Raw genomic sequence first — 12,051 nt, 5'->3', positions numbered from 1 at the left:
TGTTCAGTATGGCCAAGGTGATCTTCCATCCCTGGCTACGGCGCAGACGGCATACAGCCGCCTTCGCACCACCACAACCCGACCTGTTCGCCGATGCGCCAGGATTGCTGGGGGCAATGAAGTGAAAAAATGGGGAGACGCCAGATCCAACCGGGCTTGCGCCGGCAGGCGCTTGCTGGTATAAAAACCTGCTTTGTCATCGCGTCCGAAAAGTCAATTCTTTGCGGGCGACAGTCGGAGGTTTTCAGTCATGGCCAGAGTTTGCCAGGTCACCGGGAAACGGCCCGCCACGGGAAATAATGTGTCCCACGCCAACAACAAAACAAAGCGCCGTTTTCTGCCCAATTTGCACACCCATCGTTTCTGGGTGCAAAGTGAGCAGCGCTGGGTTCGCCTGCGCCTGTCTGCCAAGGGCATGCGGATCATCGACAAAAAGGGCATCGACACGGTGCTGGCTGAGCTTCGCGCCAGCGGCACGAAAATCTAACACAGATAAGGAGCGGCGATCATGCGTGAGAAGGTCAAACTGGTCTCCAGCGCCGGCACCGGCCACTTCTATACGACCATGAAAAACAAGCGTAATACGCCGGACAAGTTGGAAATGAAAAAATACGATCCCGTGGTGCGCAGACACGTGACGTACAAGGAAGCCAAAATCAAGTAATAATTCTGTTACTTGGGCAGGGCCCCAACAAAAAACCCGCCGCCGGCGGGTTTTTTGTTGCCTGTTGGAAACTGACCGGCGTCACGCGGACTGGAGCGTGTAGCCGCGCAGGGAACGGGCGAACTGTTGCAAGGACTCGATCCCGCTGGCCTCCGCCTTTTTACACCAGTCTTGCAGCTGCTTCAGCAGGGTGTCCTGACAGGCGGTGGAGCGCTGCCACAAGGCCTGCAGCGCCTGTTTGTACTCGTACACGGTCTGCAGGGCGGGACTGCGCTTGAGCGCCGCCTGGACCCGGTGGTGGGATTCGTCGCTGTTCCAGTCTTCTCCTTTGACAAGGGGGCGCTTGGCACGCTCCAACAAGCCACGGCATGAGTCATCCGCCTTCTGCAATTCCTCCCGCAACACCGGCATGACGACATCTTTCCCGTAGTTGGACAACACGTGCAGGCGGTTGACCAACACCGCGCGCACGGTTTCGGTGTCCACCGCGTCTTTGCTTGGATTGATGACCGGCTCCGGCGCCACTTTTTTCACCCTGGCCAGGCCCACGGTTTCCAGCGTGCGGATGTACAACCAACCGATGTCGAACTCCCAGGGCTTGGACGACAACTTGGCAGAGCTGGGAAAGGCATGGTGATTGTTGTGCAACTCCTCCCCCCCGATGAGGATGCCCCAGGGCGAGATATTGGTGGAAGCATCCGGGCTTTCAAAGTTGCGGTATCCCCAGTAATGGCCAACGCCGTTGATGATGCCGGCGGCGAAAAACGGGATCCAGATCATCTGAATCGCCCAGATGGTGATGCCGAGGGGACCGAACAGCAGCAGGTTAATGACGAACATGACCACGATACCGTAGCGGCTGTGCTTGCCATAAAGATGGCGCTCCAGCCAGTCATCAGGGGTGCCATGACCGTACTTCGCCAGGGTTTCGGCGTTTTTGGCCTCGGCGCGATAGAGCTCCGCGCCTTCCAACAGCACCTTCTTCAGACCCAGAGTCTGGGGACTGTGCGGATCATCTTCCGTTTCACACTTGGCGTGATGCTTGCGATGGATCGCCGTCCACGCTTTGGTTTCCATGCCGGTGGTCAACCACAGCCACAGGCGGAAAAAATGGCTCACCGCCGGGTGCAGATCCAAGGCGCGGTGGGCTTGGTGGCGGTGAAGAAAAATTGTCACGCTGGCGATGGTGATATGGGTCATGCCCAGGGTAACCAGCACATACCCCCACCAGGGCAGTTCCACGAAACCGTTCAACATAATCGTAATACCCCGAATTAGTTGATAAAAAATATATAGTTATGCCTTTTCCACCGGGCGGCGGGACCGACTATAACCGCTTAAATCTGGTGCGTCCAGGGCTTGCTCACAATCCTGGCAACACAGTGCTTTGCCGCCCCGACGCGCAGAATCTTCCTTCGCTGTCTGCGGCGACGCCAATACCCACGATATTTTCGTGTCAATTATACATATATTGCGCAAGCCGTGTTTTCAAGTGCGATAGTCAGCGTTTATCCGAACGTAATCGTAGGACAAATCGCAGGTCCATATGCTGGCCGCGGCCGATCCCCGGCCCAGATCGATCCGCACGGTGATCTCTTCCCGGCTCATGGCCGCCCGGGCCTGGGCTTCGTCATAGGCCGGTGACCGGGCGCCACCCGCGGCGACGCACAGCCCCCCCAGGTGGAGGGTGACCCTGGCCACGTCCAGACCCGCCACACCGGCCCGCCCGACCGCGGCGAGTATCCGGCCCCAGTTGGGATCGGAAGCAAAAAAGGCGGTCTTGACCAGCGGGGAATGGGCGACAGCGTCGGCAACCCGCCGGCACTCCGATTCGTCCCGCCCGCCGACGACATCCACCGTGATGAATTTGGTCGCCCCTTCGCCGTCACGGACAATGGCCCGGGCCAGGGCCGTGGCCACTTCGGTTAACGCAGCATGAAAAGTCGCGTAAGCCGGATGACTGTCATCGCGCAAGACGGGCGCGCCGGCGCGCCCGGTCGCCATCAGCACGCAAGCGTCGTTGGTGGAGGTGTCACCATCGACGGAAATCCGATTGAAAGAGCGGTCTGCCACCGCTGTCAGACAAGGCCGCAACAGCGCGGGGGCCACGGCCGCGTCGGTGGCGATGAAGGCCAGCATGGTGGCCATGTTGGGACGTATCATGCCCGCCCCCTTGGCGATGCCCGTTATGGTGACACGCTGCCCGCCGATGTTAAGCTGGCGTGAGACCCCCTTGGGGACGGTATCGGTGGTCATGATCGCCCGGGCGGCGTCCACCCAGCGATCCGCCTGCACCGCAGCGCATAAAGCCGGCAGGGCCGCCTTGACCCGGGCCGCGGGCAGATACTCACCGATGACGCCGGTGGAAAAGGGCAGCACCTGCTCGCGGCTCACCCCGGACAAGGCGGCCACGGCCTCACAACAGGCCAGGGCGTCGTCGAGGCCACGCTGACCCGTCCCGGCGTTCGCGGTACCGGTATTGATGAGCAAATAGCGCGGAGAAGACGCGGCCAGATGACGCTCAGCCACCTGCACTGGCGCAGCGCGGAAGGCGTTGCGCGTAAACACCGCCGCCACCGCCGTGCCCTCCGCCAGCTCGATAAGGCTGAGGTCGGGACGGTTCGGGGATTTGATACCGGCAGCCGCGGCGGCGAGACGAACACCCGCCACAGACCTCAGTTCCGAGGGAGCGGACAAACCCACGGCCACGGAATCAGGCCCCAGAGGACGCCGTCGCCGCGCCCACTATCCCAAACGACCGTGACACTGCTTGTATTTTTTCCCGGAACCGCAGGGGCAGGGCTCGTTGCGTCCGACCTTGCGACCTTCCCGGACATAGGGCGTGCGGGATTCACCACCCGCCTGCCGCCCGGCGGGAGCGGGACCGGCCGCGCTTCCGGCTGCCAGAGAGGCCGCTTCAGCGTGCTGAAACTCCATTTCGGTCTGCGCCCGACGCCGCTGCTCTACGGCTTCCACGTCCTCTTCAGCTCGCACCTGCACCCGCGACAGTATGCTGATGACGTCGTGCTTGATGCGCTGCAGGAGCTGGGAGAACATTTCGAAGGCTTCCCGCTTGTACTCCTGAATCGGGTTCTTTTGCGCGTAACCCCGCAAGTGGATACCCTGGCGCAGATAGTCCATGGCGGCGAGGTGATCTTTCCACAAGGCATCCTGGATTTGCAGCATCACGGCCTTTTCGAAATGCCGCATCACTTCGGCGCCGGCCAGGGCTTCTTTTTCGGCGTAGGACTTCTCCACCTCTGCCAGGATACGCTTGCGCAGGGTCTCTTCGTGGAGCTCGTCATCCTCATCCAGCCAGCGCCTGATGGGCAGCTTCAGACCGAGCTTCTCGTCCAGGGCTTCTTCCAGCTCAACGATTTCCCATTGTTCTTCCAGACTCTGCTGGGGGATGCAGGTGTCGATGATGTCATTGACCACGTCAGCGCGTATGGTCTGGATGAGCTCGGCAACGTCATCAGCCTCCATGATTTCATTGCGCTGTTCATAAATCACTTTACGCTGATCATTGGCGACGTTGTCGTAGTCCAGCAGTTGTTTGCGGATGTCGAAGTTGTGACCTTCCACCTTGCGCTGGGCATTTTCGATGGCTTTGGTGACCCAGGGATGCTCAATGGCCTCTCCTTCCTGCATCCCCAGTTTCTGCATCAGCATTTTCACCCGGTCGGAGGCGAAGATGCGCATCAGGTTGTCTTCCAGCGACAGGTAAAAACGGGTGGATCCCGGGTCACCCTGACGCCCGGAACGGCCACGCAACTGGTTGTCAATACGCCGGGATTCATGCCGCTCGGTGCCGATCACGTGCAAGCCGCCGGCTTTCAGCACCTGCTCGTGGCGCTGTGCCCAATCCTCTTTCACGCGGGCCCTGGCCAGTTCGTCGGCCTCGTCGCTCAAGGCCTCCAGTTCCGCCTCCAGGCTACCACCCAGCACAATATCAGTGCCGCGCCCGGCCATGTTGGTGGCAATGGTCACGGTGCCCGGCCGGCCGGCCTCCGCCACCACCTGCGCTTCACTGGCATGATGCTTGGCGTTAAGCACCTGGTGCCTGATTTTCGCCTTGTCCAGCAAAGCGGACAGATACTCTGAGGTTTCGATGGAGGTGGTCCCCACCAATACCGGCTGGCCACGCCGGTGACACTGTTCGATATCTTCGATAATTGCAGCAAATTTCTCCTTGGCGGTGAGATAGACCAAATCGCCGTGATCCTGGCGAATCATGGGTTTGTGGGTGGGAATCACCACCACTTCCAGGCCGTAGATTTGCTGAAATTCGTAGGCTTCCGTATCCGCCGTGCCGGTCATGCCGGCCAGCTTGTCATACAGACGGAACAGGTTTTGAAAGGTGATAGAGGCCAGGGTCTGGTTTTCAGACTGGATGGGCACCCCCTCTTTGGCTTCCACCGCCTGGTGCAAACCCTCGGACCAGCGCCGGCCCGGCAGGGTGCGGCCGGTGAATTCATCAACAATGATGACCTGCTTGTCCCGCACGATGTAATCCACATCCCGCTGAAACAAGGCATGCGCCCTCAAGGCGGCGTTGAGATGATGCATCACCCCGATATTGGCGGCATCGTACAGGCTTTCGCCCTCGCCCAACAAACCGGCCGCCGCGAGCATTTCCTCCACGCGCTGGTGCCCATCCTCGGTTAAAAAGACCTGGCGGGCCTTTTCGTCCACCGTATAATCACCTTCCCCGTCTTCCTCTTCCTGTTTGCTGAGCCTGGGCACCAGATCATTGATCTTGAGGTACAAATCGGAACTGTCGTCCGTGGGACCGGAAATAATGAGGGGCGTACGGGCCTCGTCAATGAGGATGGAGTCGACCTCGTCAACGATGGCGTAGTGGGTGCCGCGTTGAACCCGCTCCGCTGCGCTGAAGGCCATATTGTCACGCAGATAATCGAAACCAAATTCGTTGTTGGTGCCATAGGTGATGTCGCAGGCGTAGGCGGCACGTTTTTCCGCCGATTCCTGGCCGGACACGACCACGCCCACGGTCAAGCCCAGTGATTCGTACAAGGGCATCATCCACTGGGCATCGCGCTGCGCGAGATAGTCGTTCACCGTGACCACGTGAACGCCCTTGGCGGGCAGCGCGTTCAGATAAGCCGCCAGGGTCGCCACCAGGGTTTTACCCTCGCCGGTACGCATTTCGGCGATCTTGCCCTGGTGCAGCACCATGCCACCGATCAGCTGCACATCGAAGTGACGCATGCCCAGGGTACGCCTGCCCGCTTCGCGCACGACGGCAAAGGCCTCGGGAAGCAGATCATCCAAGCTGGCACCGTCCGCCAGGCGGGTGCGGAACTCTTCCGTTTTGGCGCGCAGCTCTGCGTCGCTCAAGCGCTCCATCTCCGGCTCCAGGCCGTTGATGCGCTGAACTTCCGCCCCCATACGCTTCAACAGCCGCTCGTTGCGGCTGCCGAAGACTTTATTCATCACTTTTGCGAACATCAATCCCGTCGGTACACCTTAAAACCTGGAGGAGTCCGTTCTCCTCATGACCAAAGCCTGCTCTGTCAGCGCGCGGCGCGCAGATACTTGATGGGATCAACCACACGTCCCTTGCGCAGCACTTCAAAGTGGACATGGGGACCCGTGGAGCGGCCGCTGGAGCCCATCCTGGCGATGGTTTGTCCCTTGCTCACCTTGTCGCCCACGCGAACCAGGCTTTCCTGATTGTGGGCATAGCGGGTCACATAGCCGCCGCCGTGATTCACTTCCACCAACAAGCCGTAGCCGCTGCGCTTGCCCGACCAGGTGACAACACCCGACGCCACGGCAACGACGGCCGAACCCAGCTTCCCGGCCACATCGACGCCATCGTGATGAGCCGGCCGCCCGGTAAACGGGTCGGTGCGCATGCCGAAGTAGGACGAGATCCAACCCCGCTTTACCGGCATCCCTGTTGGATAGGTTTGTTCTTGCAAAGTTCGGTTCATGTGGATGGATTCGAGAATGTCGAACTGCTGCTGCCGGTCTTCCAGCTGGCGCGAGAGCAACTCCAGCGACGCCAGGAAATCCGGCATCGCAATGGCCCTCGCCGCAGGCTGCTCCGGCCCGCCTTGCGCCGGGACATTCTCGAAATCAAACTCGCCGTTGTCCAGGCCGGCAATACCCACCAGCCGCTCGCCCAAAGCATCCAGCCGAATGGCCCGGGCCTGCAGCACGCTGACCCGGGTGGCGAGCGCATTGAGCTGCTCTTCCGCCTCGGCCCGCGCCTCCTCCACGGCGCGCCATTGGGCATCCATGGACGCGTACAATTCCGCCGGAATAGCCTCGGAGCGCGCGTGCTGATCGCCCCACAAAAAACCAAGATAGGCCGCCGACGTGACCGGCACGACGACAATAAGAAACAACATCAACCCGAAACGCAAAGAATTGAAACGGATCTGGATCGGGCGCTGCAGGTTTGTTCGGAATACTATAATATTCATTTTGTTTCCGCCCTCAACTTAAGCAACGTAAGCTGTTGATTTAACCGTGAAACCCAAATCCCCCAGGTCCCTGGATGCCATTTTTCAGGCCCAGCCCTCCCCGCTGGCCCACCTCATCTGCCATGCCCGCAGGCTTGACCGTATCACAAAATTGCTGGCCGCGCTGCTGCCGCAGCCTCTGGCCGGACACTGCCGCGCCGGAAATGTGGTGGGCACAAGCCTGGTCATCGTCAGTGATTCCCCTGTGTGGGCGGCACGCTTGCGCTTCCTTACCACTGAGCTTCTCACCCGCCTCAATGAAGAGCGCGACCTGCCCCCGCTCACCCGCCTCCGGATCAAGGTGGTCCCCCCCCTGCAAGAGCCCGGGCTCTCACCCCGCCCCCGGCTCGGATTGTCGCCCAAGGCAGGAGCGGTGATCAACGACGCGGCAGACTGTATTAATAACCCAAAGCTCAGCAGCGCGCTGCGACGCCTGTCACGGCATGCCAGGTAATGCCCGGAAAAGCTTTCTGCCTTTTTCCTTGTTTATCTCACACCCGGCGCGCATCTCCAAGTTTAAGTAGCGGGCGCCGGGCTCATGAACAAAATGGGCGCATTCTCGTTATTCTCAAAGGTTACCAATTCCCAGGCATTCTGGTCGGCCATCAACGCGCGCAACAGACGGTTGTTCAGGGCGTGGCCCGACTTGTGGCCGTGAAACGCACCGATCAGGCTTCTGCCTAGCAGATAGAGATCGCCAATGGCGTCCAAGACTTTATGCTTGACGAATTCGTCGTCGTAGCGCAGGCCGTCTTCGTTGAGAATCCGGTAATCATCCACCACGATCGCGTTGTCCAGACTGCCGCCCAGCGCCAGATGATTCTGGCGCAGCAGCTCCATATCACGCATAAATCCAAAGGTCCGGGCGCGGCTGACTTCTTTCACAAAGGAGGTGGTGGAGAAATCCACCATGGCCTGCTGGCTGCGGTTTTTGAACACCGGATGGGGGAAATCGATGGTGAAGGAGACCTTGAAGCCCTCGAACGCCTCGAACACCGCCCATTTGTCCCCTTCTTCCACCCGCACCGGTTTCTTGATGCGGATAAAGCGCTTGGGAGCATTTTGCTCTTCGATGCCGGCGGACTGCAGCAGGAAAACGAAGGGGCCCGCGCTGCCATCCATAATGGGCACTTCAGGGGCGCTCAGGTCCACATAGGCGTTGTCGACACCCAGACCTGCGAAGGCGGACAACAGATGCTCAACGGTGGCAATGCGGGCGGATCCTTTCACCAGGGACGTGGACAGGCGCGTGTCGCCGACAAACTCGGCGCGCGCCGGAATCTCCACCGCCGGATCAAGATCCACGCGACGAAAAATAATGCCCGTATCGGCGGCCGCCGGCCGCAGAGTCAGATACACTTTATCGCCGCTGTGCAGTCCCACCCCCGTTGCACGTATGACGTTCTTGAGGGTTCTTTGCTTAATCATCTGTTCCTTAACTCTTGAAATGTACTCTCCGGCTCCACACCCACGCCGGGGCGATGGTAGCACAGCTCCCACACCCTGCCTAGCAAGAGCAAGCCCGGGTCAAACCTGTACCGCCGGAAAGCTGCCAGGCGGGCCGGATAGGGCGAAAAAGCGAAACCCCTGCCCTGCTTGTCGAAACGATTCGCGCCGGATCCCACTGCCCCCTAATCCGCCTGTTTGCGCAGAAACGCCGGGATATCGAGGTAGCCCATATCCGACTCTTCGACACCCTGTTTCATCCCCGCTGCCGCCGCCTGGCGCTGGGCGCGCAGCACCGTGGGCCGCTCCAGTTGCTGATAGTCGGGCTCGCCGCTGTTTTTGTAGGCCAGTTTCACCGGCTGCTCCGGCGCGGTCTCGGCGGCGTTGCCCAAACCGGTCGCCACCACGGTGACCCGAAGTTCATCGCCCATATCGGGATCGAACACGGTGCCGACCATGATGTTCGCGTTGTCCGAGGCAAAAGCTTTCACAATGTTGCCCACTTCCTCGAACTCGCCGATGGCCAAATCCATGTTCGCGGTCACGTTGACCAAAATGCCCTTTGCGCCCGCCAGATTGATGTCCTCCAGCAAGGGACTGTGGACAGCCGCCTCCGCCGCTTCCCGGGCGCGGTCCTGGCCCGAGGCCCGGCCGGAGCCCATCATGGCCACGCCCATTTCCGACATCACGGTGCGCACATCGGCGAAATCCAGGTTGATGAAACCAGGCCGGGTGATGAGTTCGGCAATGCCCTGCACCGCGCCCAGCAACACCTGATTGGCCTCCTTGAAAGCCGACAGCAGGGTAGCGCTTTTGCCCAGCACTGAGGGCAGTTTCTCGTTGGGAATGGTGATCAGGGAGTCCACGTGCTGGGAGAGTTCTTTAATGCCCTGCTCCCCCACTTCCGCGCGTTTCTTACCTTCGAAAGAAAAGGGCTTGGTCACCACCGCCACGGTCAAAATGCCCAATTCCCGGGCGATCTCCGCCACCACAGGCGCACCGCCGGTACCGGTACCACCACCCATGCCGGCGGTGATAAACAGCATATCCGCACCGCTGATCACTTCCGTGATGCGCTCGCGGTCCTCCTCGGCCGCTTTGCGGCCCACATCCGGATTCGCGCCAGCACCCAGCCCTTTGGTGATGTCCGCGCCCATCTGCAAAATTGTCTTGGCTGACGAGCTTCTGAGCGCCTGGGCATCGGTGTTGGCGCAAATGAAGTCCACCCCCTCGATGCCGTCCTGCACCATGTGCTCCACAGCGTTGCTGCCACCACCGCCGATTCCGATCACCTTAATCACCGCGTTTTGCGGGCAAGTATCCATCAACTCAAACATGACGACCTCCTTAATTTCTCCACTAACTGTTCACTCCGGACCCCAACCACGCCGGCAAACTAAAACCCCCTGAACCACAACTTCATCCGTTCCCAAATGGACAATCCCCCGCCCAGGCGCGTCTCGCGCGGCCGCTCTGTGCGGTTTTTCTGGGCAAACAGCAGCAAGCCCACGCCGGTGGAATAAATGGGATTGCGCACCACATCCACCAGCCCCGACACGTACTGGGGCGCCCCCAGGCGCACCGGCACGTTGAACACCTCCTCCGCCAGTTCCACCACGCCCTCCATTTTGGCGCTGCCGCCGGTGAGCACCACCCCGGCGGCCACCAGTTCCTCGAAGCCGCTGCGCCGCAGTTCGGCCTGGATGAGGGTCAGCAGTTCTTCGTAGCGCGGCTCCACCACCTCGGCCAGGGTCTGGCGTGCCAGCCGCCGCGGCGGCCGCTCACCCACGCTGGGCACTTCGATGGTCTCGTCGGAGCCGGCCAGCTGGGTCAGGGCGCAGGCGTATTTGATCTTGATCTCTTCCGCGTTCGGGGTGGGGGTGCGCAGGGCCACGGCGATGTCGTTGGTCACTTGGTCGCCGGCGATGGGAATCACCGCCGTGTGGCGGATGGCGCCGCCGGTGAAAATGGCAATGTCGGTGGTGCCGCCGCCGATATCCACCAGGCACACGCCCAAATCCTTCTCATCCTCGGTGAGCACCGAGTGGGACGAGGCCAGCTGCTCCAGCACCACGTCGTCCACGTCCAGGCCGCAGCGGCGCACGCACTTGACGATGTTCTGGGCCGCGCTCACCGCGCCGGTCACCAGATGCACCTTGGCTTCCAGCCGCACCCCGGACATGCCCACGGGCTGGCGGATGCCGTCCTGATTGTCGATGATGAATTCCTGGGACAGCACGTGGATCACTTTCTGGTCGGCGGGGATGGCCACGGCGCGGGCCGCGTCCATGACCCGGTCCACATCGCTCTGGGTGACCTCGCGGTCTTTGATGGCCACGATGCCGTGGGAATTGAGGCTGCGGATGTGGCTGCCGGCGATGCCCGCGTGCACCGAGTGAATCTCGCAGCCGGCCATCAGCTCCGCTTCTTCCACCGCCCGCTGGATGGATTGCACCGTGGCGTCAATGTTGACCACCACCCCTCTTTTCAGTCCCTTGGACGGATGGGAGCCAATGCCCGTGATCTCGATCAAGCCGTCCGGCTTCACCTCGCCGACGATGGTCACCACCTTGGAGGTGCCGATGTCCAGGCCCACCAGCATGTCCCTGTCGATTTTTTTCACCATTTTCTGCCCACCCCATCCCGGCCGCCCTCACCGGCCTTCCAGCGCACCGCGAAACCGTTGCTGTAACGCAAATCCACCCGCGCCACCCGGCCCGCCTCCCCACCGAACGCGCGGTGGTAAAAACGCACGAAACGCAGCAGCCGCGGGTACACCTCGCCCCGTCCCAGGATCAGCACCATGCCGTTGCTGAGCACCGCCCGCCAGGCACGCCGCTGGTCCAGCTCCAGCTCGGCCAGTGTCAGCCCCAGGGGCGCGGTGATGCTGTTCATCTGCCGCCAGGCCTGGACCAGCTGCACGGCAGTACCCGGCGGCCCGTTCAAACGGGGCAGGCCGGCGGGCAGCGGCCCCTCCGGCACAAACGGCACCCCGTCTTCATTGAGCAGCGCCCGCCCGCCCCACCGCGCCACCGCAGTCTGCTCCACCACCCGCACCCGCAGGGTGTCGGGCCACAGCCGCTGCACCACGGCCGTCTTCACCCAGGGCAGGGCCTCCACCGCCACCCGCACCCGGTCCAGATCCACGGTGAAAAAATTGCCCCGGGCCCCGGCCCGCACCACGGCGTGCACCGTCTCCGCCGACACCTGCTGAAACACCCCTTCGAGCCGCACCGTCCTGAGGGGCGGCTGGGTGGATTCCGTGGCCCACCACCACAGCCACAACGCCACCCCGGCCATGAGCACACCCCCGGCCAGGGCCGTCAGCGCCCGCAGCACCACCAGCAGGCGCGCGCCGCCCCCCGCCGCCGGCTGAGGAGCGCTCTTGGCGCGAAACGGCACCACCTTGCCACGCTGGCGGGGCGTGGCGGGACGGCTGTGTTTCTT

11 protein-coding genes are annotated in these 12,051 nt (G+C 61.6%); 3 read left to right on the top strand and 8 right to left on the bottom strand.

The features are described from left to right. Positions 1-250 precede the first annotated feature (250 nt). Entirely contained in the window at positions 251-487 is a 237-nt protein-coding gene (locus ENJ19_06610; GenBank protein HHM05398.1) for a 50S ribosomal protein L28, read from the top strand. A 21-nt stretch (positions 488-508) separates the two neighbouring features. Further along, on the top strand, positions 509-664 hold the full coding sequence (gene rpmG, locus ENJ19_06605; GenBank protein ID HHM05397.1) for a 50S ribosomal protein L33: 156 nt from the start codon (positions 509-511) through the stop codon (positions 662-664). A gap of 81 nt (positions 665-745) precedes the next feature. Here the strand turns inward: rpmG and ENJ19_06600 are convergent, their stop codons facing one another. From ENJ19_06600 to ENJ19_06585, 4 genes are all read right to left on the bottom strand, one after another. After that, positions 746-1,921: an acyl-CoA desaturase gene (locus ENJ19_06600; protein HHM05396.1), complete on the bottom strand. Its 1,176-nt coding sequence runs from the start codon at positions 1,919-1,921 to the stop codon at positions 746-748. A gap of 231 nt (positions 1,922-2,152) precedes the next feature. Then, positions 2,153-3,373, bottom strand: coding sequence for a bifunctional glutamate N-acetyltransferase/amino-acid acetyltransferase ArgJ (gene argJ, locus ENJ19_06595; protein HHM05395.1), 1,221 nt, complete (start codon positions 3,371-3,373; stop codon positions 2,153-2,155). A gap of 36 nt (positions 3,374-3,409) precedes the next feature. Then, entirely contained in the window at positions 3,410-6,136 is a 2,727-nt protein-coding gene (secA, locus tag ENJ19_06590; GenBank protein ID HHM05394.1) for a preprotein translocase subunit SecA, read from the bottom strand. 65 nt (positions 6,137-6,201) lie between these two features. Then, the gene (locus tag ENJ19_06585) at positions 6,202-7,119 is read right to left on the bottom strand and encodes a M23 family metallopeptidase (protein ID HHM05393.1); all 918 of its coding nucleotides are present in this window, start codon (positions 7,117-7,119) and stop codon (positions 6,202-6,204) included. Between the two features lie 46 nt (positions 7,120-7,165). Between ENJ19_06585 and ENJ19_06580 the strand changes: the two genes are divergently transcribed. Beyond that, a complete protein-coding gene (locus ENJ19_06580; protein HHM05392.1) occupies positions 7,166-7,612 on the top strand; it encodes a DUF721 domain-containing protein in 447 nt (148 codons plus the stop codon). Between the two features lie 62 nt (positions 7,613-7,674). On the opposite strand, the gene ENJ19_06575 is transcribed toward ENJ19_06580, so the two are convergent. The 4 genes from ENJ19_06575 to ENJ19_06560 form a co-directional block, all read right to left on the bottom strand. Further along, positions 7,675-8,586, bottom strand: coding sequence for a UDP-3-O-acyl-N-acetylglucosamine deacetylase (locus tag ENJ19_06575; GenBank protein HHM05391.1), 912 nt, complete (start codon positions 8,584-8,586; stop codon positions 7,675-7,677). A 203-nt stretch (positions 8,587-8,789) separates the two neighbouring features. Continuing rightward, a complete protein-coding gene (gene ftsZ / locus ENJ19_06570) occupies positions 8,790-9,941 on the bottom strand; it encodes a cell division protein FtsZ (protein HHM05390.1) in 1,152 nt (383 codons plus the stop codon). Between the two features lie 59 nt (positions 9,942-10,000). Continuing rightward, complete coding sequence (gene ftsA, locus ENJ19_06565) at positions 10,001-11,230, bottom strand: cell division protein FtsA (GenBank protein ID HHM05389.1); 1,230 nt, start codon at positions 11,228-11,230, stop codon at positions 10,001-10,003. After that, positions 11,224-12,051 (bottom strand): cell division protein FtsQ/DivIB (locus ENJ19_06560; GenBank protein HHM05388.1); only part of this gene is annotated, 828 nt, incomplete at its 5' end. The genes ENJ19_06560 and ftsA, both read right to left, overlap by 7 nt.

The sequence above is a fragment of the Gammaproteobacteria bacterium genome (genome assembly GCA_011375345.1).
GTDB lineage: Bacteria > Pseudomonadota > Gammaproteobacteria > DRLM01 > DRLM01 > DRLM01.
This window is presented reverse-complemented; position numbering and strand designations above follow the sequence as displayed.